Genomic DNA, 19,783 nt, shown 5'->3' on the forward strand with positions numbered 1-19,783 from the left:
TCGGTGTCAAGCACCTATCTGTTGAAAATGTGCGCCATGTGCTCTTAAAGGCAGCAGAGGCCGATATCATTTGAAACGCGTTGTGATATCAGATCGACGCACGCAGAGGACCCTTGCATGACCGAACTGACCCAGGTCACCCAGCCGCTCTACGGGCAGATCAAGACCGCGATCGAAAGGCGGATTCGCGCCGCAGAATGGCCGGCGGACTTCCAGGTCCCGCGCGAGGAGGATCTGGCGGCCGAGTTCGGCGCCTCGGCGCTGACCGTGCGTCGCGCCCTTCGCGAACTGCAGACCGAGGGCATGCTGGTACGCGTCCAGGGCCGCGGAACCTTCGTCGTCGGCCCGCGGATGCAATGTGCGATCTTCGAGCTCTCTGACGTCTCGGAAGAGATCTCGGCGAGCGGCGGCGTCCACACCAGCGAGGTGATGTCGCTCTGCGCGCTTGCGCCGGACAGCCCCTTCATCGGCCTGCTGCCGGTCCCGGCGGGCAGCACCGTCTTTCATTCGCGCCTGCTCCACAAGGAGGACGGCACGCCGGTCCAGATCGAGGACCGCTTCGTCAACGCGGCCGAGGCCCCCGCCTATCTCGAGCAGGACTTCACGCGGATCACGCCCCACGCCTATCTGCTGCGGATGACCGAGGTCACCTTCGTCGACAACACGATCCGCGCCATCCGGCCCGATGACGAAAGCCGCGAGGCGCTGCAGGTCGACGCCAACCAGCCCTGCCTGCTGCTCGACCGCCGGACATGGCGCGGTGACGTGCCGGTGACGCGCAGCCGCTTCCTCTATCCGGGGGACCGCTACCGCCTGCGCAGCGCCCATGAAGCGACATCGGCCCAGCCGGTACTCTCGGCGCCGGGCGGCACCGGGCAGTTCCCGCGGCGGATTCGCTAGCGTCAGGTCATCCCGAACGGCGGCGGCCTAACCCTGGCTCCGCGAAAGGCGACGCGCGGTCTCGACGACCATGGCGATCAGTTCCTCCTGCCGCTCCGGCGTGAACCGGTAGCTCGGTACGGTCACCGTAATGCTGCCGACGACCTTGCCGCGCACATCATGGGTGACGGCCGAGATCGCGCTGATCTCGTCGTCGAGCTCGCCAAAATTGAGCGCATAGCCGCGCTGGCGGGCCGTCGTCAGCTCCTGCCGCAACGCAGCGGGCTCGGTGATCGTCCGATCGTTGAAGCGCTCCAGCGGGCCGGCACAATAGGTCTCGATCACCTCGCTCGACTCATGGGCGAGCAGGATCTTGCCGCAGGCGGTGCAGTGGCCGGGGTCGCGCCGGCCCTGCTCGGAGAAGATCCGGACAGCGCCGGGGCCGGGAACCTGCTCGATCGTCACGGCATCGCTGCCGTCCCACATGTTGAAGCTGGCGGTCTCGCTCGATCGCGCCGCCAACTCCTCGAGGGCGGGCCGAACCAGATCCTTGATGTGCAGCTCGGCCAGCACGGGCGCGGCGAGCAGGACGAGGCCGGGCCCGAGCTTGATCCGGGCCGAGGCGGCATCGCGCTCGACCAACCGCGCCGCCACCAGGGTCGCGACCAGCCGCGAGATCGAGCTTTTGTGCAGCCCGATGCGCCGCGCGATCTCATTGATGCCGAGCGGCTCGGGCGATCCAGACAGGCATCGCAGAATGGCGATCGCATGCTCGACCGCACCGACCGTGGCACCTCGCGCCTCGCCTGGTGACGCAACGGGATTTTCCATCAGTACACGCTCCCGCATCTCGCTTGACGAGACCCGTAAAGGCTGACAAGCTCGTATTGTGCAACACTGTTGTGCATTGCGCAACATAATTTTCCAAGAGAAGCGCGGCGCCCCGGATCGTTCGAGCCGGGCCGGGCAATTCTGGGACGAGCTGGTGGGCACGCCGGCTAGGGGCGATCGCGGCAACGCGAATCCGGGCGGTGAACGGGCGAGGCCCGGCAACCTTTCGGGGAAAACGGGGAGGTTTTGATGCACAAGCTCGGAATTCTGACAGCATCCCTTGCTGCCATGCTCGGTCTCGGTGGCCTGACCACCGAGGGACAGGCGCAGACACCGGCGCCGACGATGAAGAAGATCACGTTCCTCACCAACTACGTCTACAACGGCCGCCACGCGCCGTTCTTCGTCGGCCGCGACAAGGGCTTCTACAAGGAAGCCGGCTTCGACATCGATATTGCACCGGCAACCGGCAGCGGCTTCGTCATCGCCGCCGTCGATGGCGGCAAGGCCGATTACGGCATGGCCGAAGTTGGCCCCGTCGTGCAGGCGGTCGCCAAGGGCGCCAGACTCAAAGCCTTCATGGTTTACACCGACGTCACCACCAGCGGCCTCGCCTCGCTGACCCCGTTCAAGACGCCGGAGTCGATCATTGGCAAGCGAATCGCCGCCTCGCAGACCGACAGTGCGCGCGTCGTGCTGCCGATCATCTTCGACGAGAAAAAGCTCGACGCCTCCAAGCTGGACTGGCAGGCCGCCGACCCCGGCGTCTATTTCTCGCTGCTGCTGAGCAACCGGACCGACCTGTTCACCGCCAGCTCCGACGGCGACATGCCGGCCCTGACCAAGGTCGCGACCGCGCAGGGCAAGACGGTCGAGTTCTCCAGCTTCGTCGACTGGGGCTACGACGTGTTCGGCTATGTCCTCGTCGCCGGCACGCCGACCCTCGAGACGAACCTCGACGAGGCCAAGCGCTTCGCCGCTGCGACGCGCAAGGCGGTCGAATACGCGATCAAGAACCCGGAAGAGACCGCCGAGATCATGGTCAAGGCCAACCCGGCGATGAACCGCGACACCGTGCTGACGCAGTGGACCGGGGCGATCAAGTCGATACAGACGCCCTACACAGCCGAGCACGGCTACGGGACCGCTGATGACAAGCGCATCCAGCGCACGATCGACCTGGTCAAGAAGGCGCTGAAGCTCGACGCGACGCTGAAGCCCGACGACCTCTTCGCGATCAAGGGCAATTAGGCCGCTCCGGCCGCCCTTCTCAGCCTGACGACCCCAGTCCGGAATCCTGCATGTCTACCTCCCTCATCGTCGAGAACCTGTCGAAGAGGTTCGGCTCGACCCTGGCGATCGACCAGGCCTCCTTCTCGGTCCCCAAGAACAGCTTCGTCTCGATCGTTGGCCCCAGCGGCTGCGGCAAGTCCACCTTGCTGCGCATCGCCGCCGGGCTGGTGCGCGCCAGCGGCGGCCGCATCAAGCTGCGCGGACAGGAGGTCACCGGCCCGATCCGCGATGTCGGCATGGTGTTCCAGTCGCCGGTGCTGCTGCCCTGGCGCACCACCCTCGGCAACATCCTCTTCGTTGCCGAGATGGGCGGGCTGCGCGCCGCCGACTATGAGGGACGCGCCCGCGAGCTGATGGCGCTCGCCGGCCTCTCCGGCTTCGAGGAGAGCCGCCCGTTCGAATTGTCGGGCGGCATGCAGCAGCGCGCCGCGATCTGCCGCGCGATGCTGCTCAAGCCCTCGCTGATCCTGATGGACGAACCTTTTGGCGCACTCGACGTCATCACCCGCGAGCGCATGGGTTTTGCCCTCCAGACGCTCTGGGAGGAGAGCCGCAACACCGTGCTCTTCGTCACCCACAGCATCACCGAAGCCGTCCTGCTCTCCGACATCGTCGTGGTGATGTCGCCGCGGCCGGGACGGATTCACGACATCGTGGAGATCGATCTGCCGCGCTCCCGCACGAGCGCAACCTTGCGCGATCCCAGATTCGTCGCCTTCGCCGCGCGGGTGCGCGAGGGCATCGAGGCCGGCGAGACGGAGTACTGACGATGGCCGAGACCTCCCTCGTCGCGCGCCTGCGCCCGCTCCTCTTCCTGGCCGTCCTGCTGCTGGCCTGGGAGATCGGCGCGCCGCTGCTGGGCATCCCTGGCTACGTCCTGCCGCTGCCCTCGGCGATCGCCGCCCGCTTCGCCGAGACCGCCTCGATCCAGCTGCACGGGCTGGCGATGACCGGGATGACCACGTTGGTCGGCCTCGTCTTGGCGCTCGTCTTCGGCGTCCTGCTGGCGCTGGTCGTCATCTATGTGCCGATGCTGCGCTCGATCGTCATGCCGCTGCTCGCCGCCTTCAACTCAATCCCGAAGATCGCGGTAGCCCCGCTGTTCGTGATCTGGTTCGGCCTCGGCGTCGAATCCAAGATCATCCTCGCATTCCTGCTGGCCCTGTTCCCGATCTTCGTAAACTCGCTGACCGGGCTCGGCGAGATCGAGGCCGATGTCATCGACCTCTCGACGCTGGCGGGCGGCACGCGCTGGCGCATCTTCACCAAGGTGCGCCTTATGAACGCCGTCCCGTACATCACCGATGCGCTCAAGGTCGCCTTCCCGCTGGCGCTGGTCGGCTCGATCGTCGGCGAGTTCATCGGCGGCAATAGCGGCATCGGCCATCTCATCCTGTTCGGCCAGTTCAACATGGACACCCCGCTCGTCTTCGCGGCGCTGGTCTCGATCACCGTTTTCACCACGCTCGGCATCGGGGCGGTCTCGCTGTTCGAGCGCATGGCCCTGACCTGGCGCCCCTCGCAACGCCGGCGCTGACGCGCCCGCCCCGACATCACATCCGCAAGGACACTCCGATGAGAAACTACATCGCTCGCCTGAAGGAGAGAGGCGATTTGCTGGTCGTCGACAAGGAGGTCGATCCCTTCCACGAGCTAGCCGCCGTGACCCATGCCGCGCAGAAGCGCTGGGGCAAGCCAATCCTATTCAACAAGGTCAAGGGCACCCGCTTCCCGGTCGTCACCAATGTCTACGGCTCGCGCGAGCGGCTGGCCGAGATCATCGGCATCGACGCCGCCGATTTCTGCCGGCAATGGAGCAATCTCGCCAATCTCGGCGGCAGCGTTGGTGGCCCTGCCTTCGTGCAGTCCGCGGACGAGGAGTTGATCGAGTGCAAGCTCTCCGAGCTACCGCTGATCACCTATTCCGACCGCGACGCCGCGCCCTATTTCACCTCGGCGATGTTCATCGCCAAGGATCCCGAGACCGGCGTCGGCAACCTGTCCTATCACCGCTCAATGTTCGTCAGCGACCAGGAGCTGCGCTGCCGGCTGGCGCCGCGCCACCACCTAACGATCTATCACGAGAAGGCCGAGAAGATGGGCAAGCCGCTCGAGGCGGCTATGTTGATCGGCGCGCCCTCGACGTCGTTCCTGACCGCCGCCGCCCCCTTGCCCTACGATGTCGACGAGCTGGAGGTCGCGGCGCGCCTCAAGGGCAGCCCGATCGCGATGCGCAAATGCAAGCACATCGACCTCGAAGTGCCCGCCGACACCGAGATCGTCATCGAGGGCCGCTTCCTGCCGAACGAGCGCCGGCCCGAGGGGCCGTTCGGCGAGTTCATGGGCTACTATGTCCCCGAAGGTCCGAACGCGGTGTTCGAGGTGCTCGGCGTCACCGTCCGCAAGGACGCCGTCTTCCACTCGATCCTGTGCGGCTCGGCTGAAGAGGTGCTGACGCTGGAGCTCTCGGTCTCGGCCAATATCTACCAGCGCCTCAGCGCCGCGCTGCCGGGCATCCTCGACGTCACCTGCCAACCCTTCGTCAACCATGCCATCGTCAAGATGGATACGCAGTTCGAAGGCCATGCCCGCCAGGTCATGCTGGCGACGATCGGTGCCGAACCGATCTGGGCCAAGATCATCACCGTCGTCGATCCCGACGTGAACATCTACGACATGGACGACGTGATGTGGGCGACGCTGACGCGCTGCCGGCCCGACAAGGACATGCTGATCATCCCGGAGACGCCGTCCTTCTATCGCGACGAACAGAAGGACCATTGGGGCCGCCTCCTGATCGACGCGACGAAGCCGTTCCACCGCAAGCCGGAATTCGAGCGCAAGAAGATCCGCCTCGCCGACCAGATCAACCTCTCCGACTGGTTCGACAACGCCTGACGGCAGGTTCCCATGACCGATCACGACACGCCTGCACGCATCATCATCGGCATCAGCGGCGCCTCCGGCGCCGTCTACGGCGTGCGGGCGCTCGAATTGCTGGCGGAGGTCGGCGTCGAGACGCATCTCGTCGTCACCCGCTCGGCGCATCTGACTCTGTCGCAGGAGCTCGGCATGAGCCCTGCGGCGCTCGCCGAGAAGGCGAGCGTCGTGCACAACATCCAGGATATCGGCGCGACGATCTCCAGCGGCTCGTTCCGCACGCTCGGCATGCTGATCGCCCCCTGCTCGGTGCGCACCATGTCGGAAATCGCGACCGGCGTGACCTCGACCCTGATCAGCCGGGCGGCCGACGTCGTGCTCAAGGAGCGCCGCAAGCTGGTGTTGATGGTGCGGGAGACGCCGCTGCATCTCGGCCATCTGCGGACGATGACCAGCCTCGCCGAGATGGGCGCGATCATCATGCCGCCCGTGCCGGCCTTCTACGCTTTGCCGGAGACGATCGCCGACATGGTCGACCACAGCGTCGGCCGCGCGCTCGACCTGTTCGGGGTCGATTGCGGCGCGGTCCGGCGCTGGGCCGGCATGCCGGCGGCCCGCAAGGCGGCTCCCGAACCTCGCTGATCGCACGAGCCTGATCATGATGCCGTCACCGCATAGCCAACCCAGACGCCGCCCGGTGCACGGCGCGATGATCGGCGTCATCGTGCTCGACACCGGCTTCGACCGTTTGCCCGGCGACGTCGCCAACGCCGAGACCTGGGATTTCCCGGTGCAGTTCCGCGTCGTGCGCGGCGTCAGGCCGAAGGACGTGATCGAGGGCGATCCAGAGCAGGCGCTCGGGCCGTTCCGCGAGGCGATCGACGATCTCGTCGGGATCGGCGCCGCCGGCATCACCACGAGTTGCGGCTTCCTCGCGGCGGTCCACCCGGAGCTGCGCCGCTATTCCCCGGTTCCGATCGCGACCTCCAGCCTGATGCAGATTCCCCTCGCGCTCAGCCTGCTGCCCGAGGACCGGACCGTCGGGGTGATCGTCTCGGACCGCAAGGCGCTGCAGGACCGGCATTTCCGCAATGTCGGCGCCCCCACCGGCCTGCCGCTCGGCGAATTGCCGGAGGACGGCGTCATCCGCTCGCATATGCGCGACAACCGGCCGCTCGCCGATCATGCCGCCCAGGAGCACGAGGTGCTTGCGGTCGTCCAACGCATGCTCGCGGCGACTCCCGCGATCGGCGCCATCGTCAGCGAATGCGCCAACCTGCCGCCGCATTCGGCGGCGATCCAGCGCGCATTCAGTCTGCCGGTCTTCGATATCGTCACTTTGGTAGACTGGCTCCATTCAGCGATCCGGCCGCGGGCTTACGGCGACGGCCCGAGACTCCACAGATGACCGGCAGCGGTTACGACCTCGTCGTGGTCGGCGGCGGGCTGATCGGCGCCGCGATCGCCTGGGGCGCGAGCCGGACAGGTGCGAGCGTCGCGCTGCTCGACGAGGGCGACGTCGCGTACCGGGCCTCGCGCGGCAATTTCGGCCTGATCTGGCTGCAGGGCAAAGGCGTCGGCAAGCCGGCCTATATGCACTGGTCGTTGCGGGCCGGCCGCCTGTGGAAAGACCTCGCCGAGGAACTCCATGCCGCCACCGGCCTCGATACCGGCTGGCGCCAGACCGGCGGCCTGCATTTCTGCTTTTCGGAAGCCGAGCTCGACAAGCGCCGCGACGTCCTCGCCCGCAGCCAGGCCGATGGCGGCGAGATCACCATGCAGTTCCTTGACCGCACGGCGCTGCGCGACCTCGTGCCGGAGATCGGTCCCGAGGTCGTGGGCGCCTCCTTCTCGCCGGAGGATTCCCATGTCAGCCCGCTCTATCTGCTACGCGCCTTGCAGCAGGCCCTGCAGGATGGCGGCGGCAGCTACCGACCGGGCATCGCCGTCAACGAGATCCGGCCCGAGGTCGGCGGCTTTGCCGTCGCGACCCCAACCGGGTCGGTCCATGGCCGTCGCATCGTCCTCGCCGCCGGGCTCGGCTCCGCCCGGCTCGCCCCGCAGCTCGGTCTGTCGATGCCGGTCGAGCCCGAGCGCGGCCAGATCGTCGTGACGGAGCGCGTGCGCCCCTGCTTTCCTTACGCCGCCAACTGCCTACGCCAGACCGCCGAGGGCTCCTTCCTGTTTGGCAGCAGCCATGAGGAGGCCGGCTTCGACGAGGGTACGCAAGTTGCGACCGCCGCCGATCTATGCGCCACGGCGCTGCGCGTCCTGCCCGGCCTGCAGGCGGCCGGGGTGGTCCGCATCTGGGGCTCGCTGCGGGTCATGACGCCGGACGGCCTGCCGATCTATGAGGAATCCAGCCGCTATCCCGGCGCCTTCGCCGCGACCTGCCATAGCGGCGTGACGCTTGCCAGCGTGCATGCCTTCGACATCGGCCCGGCCATCGCGGCTGGCGCCCTCCCCGCGGCGGTCGCCAGTTTCGGAAGCGGACGGTTCGATGTTCAGGCGACTTGAGTCGGGTACACCCGAGCACAGTCCCAAGCTGAGCTTCGAGGGGCGGCAGATCACCTTTCATCCGGGCGACAGCCTCGCCGCGGCGCTGCTCGCCGCCGGCATCGGCGCGCTGCGCCAGAGCCCGGTCGATGACTCGCCGCGCGCGCCCTATTGCATGATGGGCGTCTGCTTTGAATGCCTCGTCGAGATCGACGGCCGCCAGAACCAGCAGGCCTGCCTGACGCCGGCTGAGGACGGCATGGTGGTGCGCCGCCAGATCGGCGCGAGGCAGTTGCGATGACGCCGGACTGGGATGCCGTCGTGATCGGGGCGGGCCCTGCCGGCATGGCGGCAGCCGCGACCCTAGCCGAAGGCGGCGCGCGCACCCTGCTGCTCGACGAGCAGGCCGAGCCCGGCGGCCAAATCTACCGTGCCATTGAGCGTAACCGGAGCAACGCCCGGCTCTCCGCGATCCTCGGAGCCGATTATTTGCGCGGCGCGGCGCTCGCTCAACGCCTGCGCGCCTCCGGCGCCCAGTTACGCTTCTCCAGCACGGTCTGGCGAGTCGAGCCGGGCGCCGCGGTCTGGTCGCGCACGAACGATACGGTCGCGCTCGACCGAACGAAGGCGCTGGTGATCGCGACTGGCGCGATGGAGCGTCCCGTCCCGCTGGCGGGCTGGACCTTGCCCGGCGTGATGACGGTCGGCGCCCTGCAGATCCTGCTGAAGACCGGCGGTCTCGTGCCGAACGGGAAGCTCGTCCTCGCTGGCACCGGCCCGCTCTTCTACCTCTTCGCGCGGCAATGCCACGATGCTGGCGTCGAGCACCTGACCGTGCTCGATACCGCTCAATCCCGGAACATTCCCGCCGCACTGCCGCATCTGCCGCGCGCTTTCACTGGCCAGGGTTGGCGTTATCTCGCCAAAGGCGCCGGCCTGCTTGCGGCACTGACGATCGGGCGGACACAGCTCTTCCGTGGTGTCAGCGAGATCGCGATCGAGGGCGAGGAGCGCGCCACCGCTATCCGCTTCCGCATCGGGAGAACGCCGCACCGGCTCGCTTGCGATCTGATCGGCTTGCATGAGGGCGTGATCCCGCAGCAGCAGCTTCCGCGCTCGCTCGGCTGCAGCTTCGATTGGAACGACGCCCAGTCCTGCTTCCAGCCGCGCCGCGATGCATGGGGCGCCAGCACGCTGCCCGGCATCTTCATCGCAGGCGATGCCGGCGGCATCGTCGGGGCAGAGGCCAGTCGCCATGAAGGTGATGCCGCCGCCCTCGCCATCCTGTCGGAACTCCGCCGGATCACCCCAGCCGAACGCGACGCCCGCCTGCACAGCGTCCGAAGAGCGCACGACGCCCATCTTACGGCCCGGCCGTTCCTCGACCGCCTGTACCGGCCGAGCCCGGACCTCGTCGCACCGCCGGACCCGGTCACGATCTGCCGGTGCGAAGCGGTTTGCGCCGGCTCGCTGCGGCAGGCGGTGGAGCGCGGGGTTCTCGGCCCCAGCCAGGCGAAAGCCTTCCTGCGTGTCGGCATGGGCCCGTGCCAGGGACGGCTCTGCGGGCCGAGCGTGACCGGGCTGATCGCGCGGGAGACGGACCGGAGCGAGGCCGAGACAGGCTATTATCGCGTCCGCGACCCGATCAAGCCGGTCACCGTTGGCGAACTGGCAAGGGCCTCGCTGCCAAATGCTGCGCGGCATGGAGGCTGACATGAGCAAGCTCGACCTCGACGGCCAGCTCTGGCGCTTCGCGCTGGAATTCTACGCGCTGCCGGGGGTCGCCGAAGCCTGCCTGACCTTGCAGGACCAAGCCGACGTCGATGTGATCGAGCTGCTGGCCGCGATCTATGCCGAGCGCGTCCTGCTACAGCCGCTGTCGTCGGAGGATGTCGCGGATCTCCACCGGCAGACCGCGGAATGGCGGGGGGCCACGGTCCTGCCGCTGCGCGAGATCCGCCGGGTCCTCAAGCCACCGCGGGACGGCTTTCCCGAAGAGCGGCATCTGCTGCGGGAGAAGGTCAAGGCCGCTGAGCTGCTCGCCGAGCAGATTCAGCTCGCCATCACAGAACAATGGCTGGGCCAGCGCGCGGCGAAATCCGGACTGTCGATACGGGAGGTATTCGCACTAATCCCGAAGGATGATGCCGCTGGACAGCCGAGAAACGAGCGAGCGATCGGCATCGCGCTCTCAGCCCTTGAAACCGCTATGGAACACGTCATTCGAAACTGCGGAAATTCCAAGAAGTTCGGCGACCAGTGAATAACTGGAGATCACATCGGTCTCTTTCGCGGCGATTCCGGAGCGCTTTTGAGAATAGAGACGTCGTGCAATTGGTTCACTGGGTTGCCTCTGGGTGAAAGCTCCAGCAGAAGCGCGCTAGCGTGATCGAAACAGCGGTGATGCCTTCACTAAGCCAGGAGAGCTGCGAGAGCACACTCCCGAAGAGTCCGCTTCTGGGCAGTGGCCCAATGTCCGCAGATGGCGCATTTTGCCTGGACGAGGGATGGCCAAGTTCGGCCCGTTGCTGAACTCACTGCTTTTAGGCGCCGCTGCCACCCGCTGACAGATGTATTCGACCGGTCTCACAGCCCGGATTCTCCATTGGTTGCGTGTTGGTTTGCCCATTGAGCGCGACGATCTCGCGCTCGACCTCCTGCAGTCGGGCTTCGATGATGTCCCCGGTGTCGCCCTCAAGAAACACGAGATTGCGGGCGGCGCTCGTGAACATCGACCTGATTTTCGCGGCGAAGCGCTTTAACAATCCTTGCGCCATGTAAGTCCTCGGCGTGTTCTAAATTGGCTGAGAGCTGGAATTGGGCATTGTCGAGTCCACATCAGACCGGCAACCCGTTCTGCTTTCGCAGGCTGGCGTCGAACGCGGAGGCGGGCACGAACCGGCGCAGCAAGCTCACCTTCCGCGCCATCTTCCCCGCTGCGTAACGTCGCTTTGGTGCAGAGGCCGTGGCGGCCTCGAGGATGGTCCGAGCAACCACCTCTGGCACATCCCCTGCTTCGATCGCCGTCCGCATGATCGTAGCCATGCCGTCGCGCGCGGCGGCGTAGATGTCCAGCGGACTGTCCGCCCTGACCTGGTTCTCTTCGAATGACGTGCGGGTGTAGGCCGGCTCAACGAGCACGACACGGATGCCAAGGGTGCGCAGCTCGTGGTCGAGCGATTCCGAATAGCCCTCTATGGCGTGCTTGGTGGCAGCATAGAGCGCGGAGTAAGGCGCAGGGATCAGCCCCAGCACCGAGCTGAGATTGATGATCCGCCCCTGCTTTTGAATGCGCATCACCGGTAGCACTGCGTTAGTCACGCGCAGTACGCCGAAGACGTTCACGTCGAATAGCGCTTTTGCCTGCTCGATCGATGACTCCTCGGCACCTCCGAGCAACCCGGTGCCGGCATTGTTGACCAGCAGGTCGATCCGCCGGGCCTGACGAAGCACCTCGTTGATCAGCTTTGCCACCGACTCATCGTCGGTTACGTCGCAGGCGAGCATGGTAACACCCTCGACACCTTCCGAGGCCGCCCGGCGGCTCGTCCCGAATACGCGATACCCTGCTCCCTGCAACGCTTTGGCTGTTACGCGGCCGATGCCGGAGGAGGCACCGGTTACGAGCGCCACGGGTAAATTGTGGTTCGTCATGAGAACTGTCTCTTTCTAGTTGGTTGATTGGCACGCGTCATTCGACGCGCTCGGCCGGCTGACCCGCCCAGCGCCGGAACAGCACGCTGGCATTGACGCCGCCGAAGCCGAAGCCGTTGGCAATCGCGTAGTCCATCGCCACCGTCCGGGCCGTGTGTCTGACGAAATCGATCCCGTCGCCGGCCGGATCGGGCGTGTCCAGATTGAGGGTCGGCGGCGCCTTCTGATGGTTCAGAGCCAATATGGCGAAGATGGCACCGAGGCCGCCGGCGGCACCGAGCAGGTGGCCAGTGGCCGACTTCGTCGCGCTGACGGCGATCCCGCCATTCGAGCCGAACAGCGTCCTGATGGCGGCAAGCTCTCCGAGATCGCCGATGGGGGTCGAGGTGGCATGGGCGTTGAGATGGCCGATCTCGCGCGGAGCAATCCCCGCCTGGGCGATCGCGATCTCCATGGCCCGGCGGGCCCCATTGCCGTCCTCGGGACCGGATGTGATGTGGTGCGCGTCAGAGGTCGTACCGTAGCCCACGAGCTCAGCGAGCGGCGTGGCGCCGCGCACGAGAGCATGTTCCAGTTCCTCGATCACCAGCATGCCGGCTCCCTCGCCCATGACGAAGCCGTCGCGGGCTGTGTCGAACGGGCGCGAGGCCTCGGCAGGCCTGTCGCTGAAGCCGGTCGACAAAGAGCGTGCAGCGGCAAAGCCGCCGAGGCTGACAATGTTCATGCAGGCTTCCGTGCCGCCGCACACGGCGACGTCGGCTTCTCCTGCGCGGATCAGACGAGCCGCATCCCCGATCGCCTGGATCCCGGCCGCGCAAGCCGTTACGGGCGCACCGAGAGGACCCTTGAATTCGTGGCGGATGGAGATGTGCCCCGCCGCGAGGTTCACCAGGAAGGATGGGATCGTGAACGGCGACATCCGGCGCACGCCGCGCGTATCGACGGTCCGCACCGCTTCAGTGATCGCCGGGAACCCGCCGATGCCCGACGCGATGAGCGTGGCGGTACGCAAGCGCCCGGGTTCGGCGTCGGGCTTCCAGTTGGCCTGCGCAAGCGCCTCGTCTGCCGCGGCAATCGCAAAGAGGATGAACCGGTCGATCTTCCGCTGGTCTTTCGGCGGCAGCACGGCGTCGGGATCGAAGCCCGCCTCGGGATCCTCCTGCCTGGAAGGCACGACGCCTCCAACCTTGGCCGAGAGATCGCCTACCATCTCGTCGGAAAGCCTGCGGATGCCCGACCGACCCTCCAGCAGGCGCTCCCAGCTCGGCGTGACACCGGCGGCCAGTGGGGTCACCGCACCCAGCCCTGTGACAACAATCCGTCGCATCTCAGTCTCCAATAGGTTCCGGCTCGCCGGCTAGCCCGCTGGGCACCGTCCGGCTCCGACGCAGGAAAACGGGGAAAAAGGCCGCGATCGCGAGAAGCGCCGCCATGGTCAGGACGACGGCAAGCGATGCGGGCGGTGAGAACGCCAGCGAGCTGGCGACGAACGCGCCGATCGCGGCGCAGCTCATCTGCAGGAATCCGAGCAGCGAGGACGCTGAGCCGGCCTGCCGACCGAAGGGATGGAGCGCGATTGCCGTGCCGAGCGGATTGATCAGCCCCATGCCGAACAGATAGAGGACAATGGCCAACGTGAAGGTCGCGAAGCTCGGCCATGCGGCGAACCCGAACATGGCGAACCCGCCAGCCAGTGCGATGGCCAGGCCCAGCAGGCCGACCCGGCGGTCGCCGTGACGGCGTGCCAGGCGCGGCGCCAGGAAGCCGGCGGCAAACACAACTAAAACCGTCGCCGCGAAAGACAGGCCGAGCTGGATGGCGCTCAGACCCAGCGTGCTCATCAGCACGCCCGGCGCAGCCGCGAAGAAGCTGTACAACCCGCCGATGACGAAGCTCACCGCCAGGGCGGGCAGCAGGAACCGCTGATCGGCCGCGAGGTCCCGGTAAGTCGATGCCACCGACGAAAACGCCAGCGGCGTCCGACGCTCGCCAGCGTGGGTCTCGCCCACGCTGACGACATAATGCCAGGCGAGCGCGAGACCGAAGACGGCAACCACGACAAACAACACCCGCCAGCCGAAGGCGCCGGATAGAACGCCTCCGAGCAGCGGCGAGAACCCCGGCGCCACCGCTCCCGCGATCATGGTCAGTGCCAAAGCCCGTCCCAAGGCTTCGCCATCGAAGAGGTCACGGGCTATGGCACGCGCAAGGACCGATGCCGCGCAGGCTCCGAGCGCCTGAACGATCCGGCCCAGCAACAGCATGGACAGATCGCCTGCGAGGGCGCTGATGGTACTACCCGCAGCGAAGACGATCAGACCGCCAAGCACCAGGGGCTTGCGGCCAAACCGGTCCGCGAGCGGCCCCACGAACAACTGCCCGATCGCGAAGGCGATGAAGAAGCTGCTGAGCAGGAGGCCGAGTTCTGGCGAGGAAATCGCCAGCTCAGAGCCAATCTGCGGAAAAGCGGGCAGGATGATGTTGGTGGCGAGCGCACCAAGCGCTGCCAGTCCGGCAAGCAGGAAGAGGATCCCGCCGTTTAGCAGCTGCCCCGTGGTGGTTGTGATATCCAGCACGGGCCCGGTATCCGGGGCACTTGTGCTGCGATCCTTGGCGGACGACATCGTCATTGGCGCCGGCTCGGAGGTGCACCGCCCACAGGCGACTGCGCCAGCACGCTTTCGGCGGCCGCTACCAGGAACCGCTCCGACATCCGCTCATCATTGACGGCGCGGGACAGGAGCACCGCTCCCACCATCGTCGAGAGAATGGCCATGGCTTTGTTGTCTGGCGCATCACCGTCGGCCGTCCCGATCCAGGGACCCAGCATCTGCAGATATTCTTCGATCCCGTTCTCAAACGCCGCCTTCACGGCCGGACCCTGCCGGGCCGCATCGGATCCCAACGCGACGACCGGACAACCATCCGTCTTCTCGGCGCAATGACCCATGCTGAGATAGAAATCGACCACAGCCGCCAACGGGGCGTCAGGGTTGGACCGGGCAGCAGCCGACCACCGGCCCGAAGCGCTCTCAAGCGCGCGCCTGGACGCCTGCGCCGCCAAATCGTCCTTGGATTCGAACTGCTTATAGAAGGCGCCCTGCGTCAGTCCTGCGCCGGCCATCAGGTCCTTCAACCCGATGCCGTCGAACCCGTGCTCCCGGAACAGGCGGCTGGCCACGTCGATGACCGTTTGCCGATTTTCCTCGGCCTGCTGCCGCGTGACACGCATGGGGACCTCCAAAATTAGATTGCGTTCGTAATCCATACAGCTTATAGATGTCGAATGCAATCTAATTGGTTCAGATCGATGAGCAAGAAAAAGAAGTCGATGATCGTCGTGAGTGGCGCCGTGCTGGCGGCGGCGGCCGGGGCGGCATTCGTGACCCTGTCGGCGCGTTCGCAGAGCGCGTCAGCGGTCGGCGACCCCCGGCAGAATGCTCCGATCGTCAGGCTGGTGAACCCGACGCCTGTCGTCGATGCCGAACGCCGCTTTACGGGTGTGATCGCTGCCCGCGTCCAGAGCAATCTGGGCTTCCGCGTTCCCGGGAAGATCGTCGAACGGTTCGTGAATGTGGGCCATTCCGTAGCAGCCGGTCAGAAGCTGATGCGGATCGATGAAACCGACCTGCGGCTCGCACTCACAGCCAAACGCAATGCGACCGTAGCGGCTCGCGCTGTCCTGGTTCAGGCGCGGGCCGACGAGAAGCGCTATGCCGTTCTGGTCAAGGACGGGTTCGCAGCGAGCCCTCAACGCTATGAACAAGCCAAAGCGGCCCTCGATACCGCCGCGGCGCAGCTTGCCGCCGCCGAAGCCGACGAGAAGGTCGCCGAAAACAGCTCGGGCTACTCGGTCTTGGTCGCAGACGCCGATGGAACGGTCGTTGAAACGCTCGGAGAGCCGGGCCAGGTCGTGACCGCCGGACAAACCGTCGTTCGGCTGGCTCAGGCCGGCCCGCGCGAAGCGGTCGTCGCGCTCCCCGAGACGATCCGGCCGGCGATTGGCTCGGCGGCGATGGCCAGCCTCTACGGCGCGGAGGCACGCTATGACGCCACCCTCCGGCAGTTGTCGGATTCGGCAGATCCACAAACCCGAACCTATGAAGCGCGGTATGTGCTCGATGGAGAGGCCGCGACAGCTCCGCTCGGCGCAACCGTGACCATCAGGCTGGTAAATCAAGCGAGCCAGCCCGAGATGGAAGTGCCGCTCGGTGCCGTGCTGGACGATGGGCAGAAGACCGGTGTCTGGTTGCTGGATGCCGCCACCTCGACCGTGAAGTTCCAACCGGTCACGCTGATGCGGGTCACAAGCGAAACAGCCGTGATCTCAGGATTGGGCGCTGGCGAGCCGGTTGTTTCGCTGGGGGCTCACCTGCTGCAGGACGGCGCACGCGTCCGGACAGCGTCGCAGATCAAGGCCCGCAAATGAGCCTCAACCTTTCGGCAATAGCCGTTCGCGAACGGGCGGTTACCCTTTTCTCGATCATCCTACTGGTCGCCGCCGGCATTTATGCCTTCTTCATGCTCGGCCGGGCGGAAGACCCGAGCTTCACCATCAAGACGCTGACCGTCACGACCGTGTGGCCGGGTGCGACCGCGCGCGAAATGCAGGATTTGGTCGCGGAACCGCTGGAAAAACGCATTCAGGAACTGACCTGGTACGACCGCGTCGAGACAACCACCCGGCCAGGCTACGCCTATCTGACGGTCACGCTGAAGGACAGCACGCCGCCTGGGGCCGTTGAGGAAGAGTTCTACCAGGCACGCAAAAAGCTCGGAGATGAGGCCCGCAACCTGCCGCCGGGCGTTCTAGGCCCCTTCGTCAATGACGAATATTCGGATGTGAGCTTTGCCCTGTATGCCCTGAAAGCCAAGGGCATGCCGATGCGCGAACTCGCAAGACAGGCGGAAGTGATCCGACAGGACCTCCTGCACGTCCCCGGGGTCAAAAAGATCAACATCCTCGGCGAACGCCCAGAGCAGATCTTTGTCGAGTTTTCGTTTGCAAAGCTCGCCACGCTCGGCGTGTCGGCACAGGACATCATCACGGCGCTGCAGCGGCAGAACACCGTGACGCCCGCAGGTTCGATCGACACGAACGGGCCGCAGATGTTCATTCGGGTCGATGGCGCCTACGCAGGCCTGAAAACGATCGCGGACACGCCGATCGCCGCCGCCGGCAGAACCCTCAAGCTCTCCGATATCGCCGAAATCCGACGCGGCTATCAGGATCCCCCGACCTATCTGATCCGGCGGCAGGGTGAGCCCACGATCCTGGTCGCGGCGGTCATGCAGGCCGGTTGGGACGGCCTCGCGCTGGGCAAAGCGCTTGAAAAGAAGACAACGGAGATGGCAGGGACACTCCCGCTGGGCATGACGCTCGACAAGGTCAGTGATCAGGCCGTCAACATCGAAGCCGCGGTAAGCGAATTCATGCTCAAGTTCGCCATGGCGCTTGGTGTCGTGCTGTTCGTGAGCCTGGTCGCCCTGGGCTGGCGCGTCGGCATCGTCGTCGCGCTTGCGGTGCCGCTGACCCTGGCCGTCGTCTTCCTGATCATGCTGGAAACCGGCCGCTTCTTCGACCGCATCACGCTCGGCGCGCTGATCCTGGCGCTGGGCCTGCTGGTCGACGACGCCATCATCGCCATCGAGGTGATGGTGGTGAAAATGGAAGAGGGCATGGACCGCATCAAGGCGGCTGCCTATGCCTGGAGCCATACCGCGGCCCCGATGCTGTCGGGCACGCTGGTGACGATCGCCGGGTTCCTGCCGGTCGGATTCGCCCGCTCGACCGCCGGCGAATATGCCGGCAACATCTTCTGGGTCGTGGGCTTTGCCCTGATCGTCTCCTGGATCGTGGCGGTGGTGTTCACGCCCTATCTCGGCGTCAAAATGCTGCCCGACATCAAACCAATCCCGGGCGGCACGCACGCGATCTACGATACGTCCAATTATCGGCGTCTGAGACGGCTCATCACCACCGCCGTGCGCTACAAGTTCATGACCTGCGCCATCGTCGTCGTCGCGTTTGTGCTTTCGGGCATCGGGATGGCCGGCGTCAAACAGCAGTTCTTCCCGACATCGGACCGCCCCGAAGTGCTGGTGGAGGTGCGTCTGCCGGAAGGCACCAGCATCGAGACGACCACGACCGCGGTGCAAAAGCTTGAAAGCTGGCTCGGTAGCCAGCCCGAGGCGACCATCGTCACGAGCTATGTCGGCCAGGGTGCACCGCGCTTCTTCTTCGCGATGGCGCCGGAACTGCCGGATCCCGCCTTCGCCAAGATCGTCGTGCTGACGCCCAACGCCGAGAAGCGCGAAGTTCTGAAGCATCGGCTGCGGGACGCCATTGCAGAAGGCCTGGCGCCCGAAGCGTTCGTTCGCGTGACCCAGCTGGTCTTCGGACCCTATACGCCGTTCCCGGTCGAATTCCGGGTCATGGGGCCCGATCCGGCGGAGTCGTACGCCATCTCAGGAAAGGCTCTGGAGATCATGCGGGGCGTCGCCGACGTCCGGCAAGCCAACCGGGACTGGGGCAACCGTACACCCGTGCTGCGCTTCGTGCCGGATCAGGACCGTCTGAACCTCATCGGGCTGTCGCCGGCCGCGGTAGGCCAGCAGCTTCAGTTCCTGCTGACCGGCGTCCCCGTAACCCAGGTCCGCGAGGATATCCGGAATGTGCCGGTGGTGGCGCGTAGCGCCGGTACCGAACGGCTGGACCCGGCACGGCTTGCGGACTTCTCGCTGATGAGCCGCGATGGCCGGCAGATCCCGCTCGACCAGATCGGCAATTCGGAAATCCGGCTCGAAGAGCCCATCCTGAAACGCCGGGACCGGACGCCCGTCATCACGATCCGTGCCGACATCAACGAGGCCACCCAGCCCCCGGAGGTTTCCAAGCAGATCATGACGGCTCTCCAGCCGCTGATCGCGTCGCTGCCGGCGGGCTATCGCATCGAGATGGGGGGATCGATCGAGGAGGCGACCAAGGCCAATATCGCCCTGGGCAAGGTCTTCCCGGTGATGATCGCCGCCACACTGATCGTGATCATGCTTCAAGTGCGATCGTTCTCGATGATGGCGATGGTTCTGCTGACGGCGCCGCTCGGCGTGATCGGCGTCGTGCCAACCTTGCTGCTCTTCAATCAACCGTTCGGATTCAACGCCATCCTCGGCCTTATCGGCCTGGCCGGCATCCTCATGCGCAACACGCTGATCCTGACCGATCAGATCCAGGAGAACCGTGCGGCCGGCCTCGACGATTATACCGCCGTGATCGAGGCCACGGTACAGCGCACGAGGCCGGTCATCCTGACCGCGCTTGCCGCGGTCCTGGCCTTTATTCCCCTCACCCATTCGGTGTTCTGGGGATCGATGGCATATACCCTGATCGGCGGCACGGCCGTCGGCACCGTGCTGATCCTGCTGTTTCTTCCTGCGCTGTATGTGGCCTGGTTCCGGATCAAACCGACTGCGGATCCGAAACATGAGGTTTCGCCGGGGGAACCAGCACTGCGACCAGCAGTAACTGCCCATTAAGAATCCAATTTGAAAAGAGATCGCTCAGGGTTCTGAGCCGCCACAGTGTCCCGGCCGTCAGGGTCCGCTTTCTGGAAGGCATTAAATGTCCGCTTTTGTGAAGGGTTTCGGATGCCGGCCCATGCGCATGGGTTCGGACCGGGCTGAGGGCCGGTGTTCGAAAGCCTCCAGGGGAGGAAGCCGCGGCCCAGGGCCGTGCGCTATGGGGATTTCG

The 19,783-nt window shown here is 65.9% G+C and carries 19 protein-coding genes; 13 read left to right on the forward strand and 6 right to left on the reverse strand.

The features are described 5' to 3' along the window. The first annotated feature begins 117 nt into the window (after positions 1–117). On the forward strand, positions 118–900 hold the full coding sequence (hutC, locus tag RKE40_RS21905) for a histidine utilization repressor (protein WP_057191508.1): 783 nt from the start codon (positions 118–120) through the stop codon (positions 898–900). Positions 901–927: 27 nt separating this feature from the next. Here the strand turns inward: hutC and RKE40_RS21910 are convergent, their stop codons facing one another. After that, positions 928–1,710, reverse strand: a complete 783-nt coding sequence (locus RKE40_RS21910) for an IclR family transcriptional regulator (RefSeq protein ID WP_316020328.1) — start codon at positions 1,708–1,710, stop codon at positions 928–930. A gap of 249 nt (positions 1,711–1,959) precedes the next feature. Here RKE40_RS21910 and RKE40_RS21915 point away from each other — a divergent pair, with 249 nt between their 5' ends. Genes RKE40_RS21915 through RKE40_RS21960 form a run of 10 tightly spaced genes read left to right on the forward strand, consistent with a single transcriptional unit; the run spans position 1,960 to position 10,642 of the window. Continuing rightward, positions 1,960–2,961, forward strand: coding sequence for an ABC transporter substrate-binding protein (locus RKE40_RS21915; RefSeq protein ID WP_316020329.1), 1,002 nt, complete (start codon positions 1,960–1,962; stop codon positions 2,959–2,961). Between the two features lie 50 nt (positions 2,962–3,011). Then, on the forward strand, positions 3,012–3,770 hold the full coding sequence (locus RKE40_RS21920) for an ABC transporter ATP-binding protein (RefSeq protein ID WP_316020330.1): 759 nt from the start codon (positions 3,012–3,014) through the stop codon (positions 3,768–3,770). A gap of 2 nt (positions 3,771–3,772) precedes the next feature. After that, positions 3,773–4,540 carry an ABC transporter permease gene (locus tag RKE40_RS21925; protein WP_316020331.1) on the forward strand — a complete coding sequence of 256 codons (768 nt, stop codon included), beginning with the start codon at positions 3,773–3,775 and terminating at the stop codon, positions 4,538–4,540. 38 nt (positions 4,541–4,578) lie between these two features. After that, on the forward strand, positions 4,579–5,901 hold the full coding sequence (locus tag RKE40_RS21930; protein WP_316020332.1) for a UbiD family decarboxylase: 1,323 nt from the start codon (positions 4,579–4,581) through the stop codon (positions 5,899–5,901). 12 nt (positions 5,902–5,913) lie between these two features. Continuing rightward, positions 5,914–6,525 carry a UbiX family flavin prenyltransferase gene (locus RKE40_RS21935; RefSeq protein ID WP_316020333.1) on the forward strand — a complete coding sequence of 204 codons (612 nt, stop codon included), beginning with the start codon at positions 5,914–5,916 and terminating at the stop codon, positions 6,523–6,525. A 16-nt stretch (positions 6,526–6,541) separates the two neighbouring features. Beyond that, a complete protein-coding gene (locus tag RKE40_RS21940; RefSeq protein WP_316020334.1) occupies positions 6,542–7,291 on the forward strand; it encodes an aspartate/glutamate racemase family protein in 750 nt (249 codons plus the stop codon). Next, a complete protein-coding gene (locus RKE40_RS21945) occupies positions 7,288–8,400 on the forward strand; it encodes an NAD(P)/FAD-dependent oxidoreductase (RefSeq protein ID WP_316020335.1) in 1,113 nt (370 codons plus the stop codon). The genes RKE40_RS21940 and RKE40_RS21945 overlap by 4 nt, the downstream gene beginning before the upstream one ends. Then, positions 8,384–8,680, forward strand: coding sequence for a (2Fe-2S)-binding protein (locus RKE40_RS21950; protein ID WP_316020336.1), 297 nt, complete (start codon positions 8,384–8,386; stop codon positions 8,678–8,680). The genes RKE40_RS21945 and RKE40_RS21950 overlap by 17 nt, the downstream gene beginning before the upstream one ends. After that, positions 8,677–10,092 (forward strand): FAD/NAD(P)-dependent oxidoreductase, encoded by a 1,416-nt coding sequence (locus RKE40_RS21955; protein WP_316020337.1) that lies wholly within the window; start codon positions 8,677–8,679, stop codon positions 10,090–10,092. Before RKE40_RS21950 ends, RKE40_RS21955 begins: the two co-directional genes overlap by 4 nt. Position 10,093: 1 nt before the next feature. Beyond that, complete coding sequence (locus RKE40_RS21960; RefSeq protein ID WP_316020338.1) at positions 10,094–10,642, forward strand: TIGR02444 family protein; 549 nt, start codon at positions 10,094–10,096, stop codon at positions 10,640–10,642. Between the two features lie 280 nt (positions 10,643–10,922). Here the strand turns inward: RKE40_RS21960 and RKE40_RS21965 are convergent, their stop codons facing one another. The 5 genes from RKE40_RS21965 to RKE40_RS21985 all read right to left on the reverse strand — a co-directional run bounded on the left by RKE40_RS21965 (position 10,923) and on the right by RKE40_RS21985 (position 15,265). Further along, positions 10,923–11,156 (reverse strand): hypothetical protein, encoded by a 234-nt coding sequence (locus RKE40_RS21965; RefSeq protein WP_316020339.1) that lies wholly within the window; start codon positions 11,154–11,156, stop codon positions 10,923–10,925. Positions 11,157–11,217: 61 nt separating this feature from the next. After that, positions 11,218–12,033: an oxidoreductase gene (locus RKE40_RS21970; RefSeq protein WP_316020340.1), complete on the reverse strand. Its 816-nt coding sequence runs from the start codon at positions 12,031–12,033 to the stop codon at positions 11,218–11,220. Positions 12,034–12,070: 37 nt separating this feature from the next. Beyond that, entirely contained in the window at positions 12,071–13,360 is a 1,290-nt protein-coding gene (fabF, locus tag RKE40_RS21975) for a beta-ketoacyl-ACP synthase II (RefSeq protein WP_316020341.1), read from the reverse strand. 1 nt (position 13,361) lies between these two features. Continuing rightward, the gene (locus RKE40_RS21980) at positions 13,362–14,663 is read right to left on the reverse strand and encodes a multidrug effflux MFS transporter (RefSeq protein ID WP_316020342.1); all 1,302 of its coding nucleotides are present in this window, start codon (positions 14,661–14,663) and stop codon (positions 13,362–13,364) included. After that, positions 14,660–15,265, reverse strand: a complete 606-nt coding sequence (locus RKE40_RS21985; RefSeq protein ID WP_316020343.1) for a TetR/AcrR family transcriptional regulator — start codon at positions 15,263–15,265, stop codon at positions 14,660–14,662. Before RKE40_RS21985 ends, RKE40_RS21980 begins: the two co-directional genes overlap by 4 nt. A gap of 78 nt (positions 15,266–15,343) precedes the next feature. Between RKE40_RS21985 and RKE40_RS21990 the strand changes: the two genes are divergently transcribed. Both RKE40_RS21990 and RKE40_RS21995 read left to right on the forward strand, forming a co-directional pair. Next, positions 15,344–16,462, forward strand: a complete 1,119-nt coding sequence (locus RKE40_RS21990) for an efflux RND transporter periplasmic adaptor subunit (protein WP_316020344.1) — start codon at positions 15,344–15,346, stop codon at positions 16,460–16,462. After that, on the forward strand, positions 16,459–19,569 hold the full coding sequence (locus RKE40_RS21995) for an efflux RND transporter permease subunit (protein WP_316020345.1): 3,111 nt from the start codon (positions 16,459–16,461) through the stop codon (positions 19,567–19,569). Before RKE40_RS21990 ends, RKE40_RS21995 begins: the two co-directional genes overlap by 4 nt. The last annotated feature ends 214 nt before the right edge of the window (positions 19,570–19,783 follow it).

This window comes from Allobosea rubneri (genome assembly GCF_032464875.1).
Classification (GTDB): Bacteria; Pseudomonadota; Alphaproteobacteria; order Rhizobiales; family Beijerinckiaceae; genus Allobosea; species Allobosea rubneri.

Coding starts and splice junctions, on each gene's coding strand:
- hutC (WP_057191508.1), top strand. CDS start 118: ATGACCGAACTGACCCAGGTCACCCAGCCGCTCTACGGGCAGATCAAG.
- RKE40_RS21910 (WP_316020328.1), bottom strand. CDS start 1,710: ATGGAAAATCCCGTTGCGTCACCAGGCGAGGCGCGAGGTGCCACGGTC.
- RKE40_RS21915 (WP_316020329.1), top strand. CDS start 1,960: ATGCACAAGCTCGGAATTCTGACAGCATCCCTTGCTGCCATGCTCGGT.
- RKE40_RS21920 (WP_316020330.1), top strand. CDS start 3,012: ATGTCTACCTCCCTCATCGTCGAGAACCTGTCGAAGAGGTTCGGCTCG.
- RKE40_RS21925 (WP_316020331.1), top strand. CDS start 3,773: ATGGCCGAGACCTCCCTCGTCGCGCGCCTGCGCCCGCTCCTCTTCCTG.
- RKE40_RS21930 (WP_316020332.1), top strand. CDS start 4,579: ATGAGAAACTACATCGCTCGCCTGAAGGAGAGAGGCGATTTGCTGGTC.
- RKE40_RS21935 (WP_316020333.1), top strand. CDS start 5,914: ATGACCGATCACGACACGCCTGCACGCATCATCATCGGCATCAGCGGC.
- RKE40_RS21940 (WP_316020334.1), top strand. CDS start 6,542: ATGATGCCGTCACCGCATAGCCAACCCAGACGCCGCCCGGTGCACGGC.
- RKE40_RS21945 (WP_316020335.1), top strand. CDS start 7,288: ATGACCGGCAGCGGTTACGACCTCGTCGTGGTCGGCGGCGGGCTGATC.
- RKE40_RS21950 (WP_316020336.1), top strand. CDS start 8,384: ATGTTCAGGCGACTTGAGTCGGGTACACCCGAGCACAGTCCCAAGCTG.
- RKE40_RS21955 (WP_316020337.1), top strand. CDS start 8,677: ATGACGCCGGACTGGGATGCCGTCGTGATCGGGGCGGGCCCTGCCGGC.
- RKE40_RS21960 (WP_316020338.1), top strand. CDS start 10,094: ATGAGCAAGCTCGACCTCGACGGCCAGCTCTGGCGCTTCGCGCTGGAA.
- RKE40_RS21965 (WP_316020339.1), bottom strand. CDS start 11,156: ATGGCGCAAGGATTGTTAAAGCGCTTCGCCGCGAAAATCAGGTCGATG.
- RKE40_RS21970 (WP_316020340.1), bottom strand. CDS start 12,033: ATGACGAACCACAATTTACCCGTGGCGCTCGTAACCGGTGCCTCCTCC.
- fabF (WP_316020341.1), bottom strand. CDS start 13,360: ATGCGACGGATTGTTGTCACAGGGCTGGGTGCGGTGACCCCACTGGCC.
- RKE40_RS21980 (WP_316020342.1), bottom strand. CDS start 14,663: ATGACGATGTCGTCCGCCAAGGATCGCAGCACAAGTGCCCCGGATACC.
- RKE40_RS21985 (WP_316020343.1), bottom strand. CDS start 15,265: ATGCGTGTCACGCGGCAGCAGGCCGAGGAAAATCGGCAAACGGTCATC.
- RKE40_RS21990 (WP_316020344.1), top strand. CDS start 15,344: ATGAGCAAGAAAAAGAAGTCGATGATCGTCGTGAGTGGCGCCGTGCTG.
- RKE40_RS21995 (WP_316020345.1), top strand. CDS start 16,459: ATGAGCCTCAACCTTTCGGCAATAGCCGTTCGCGAACGGGCGGTTACC.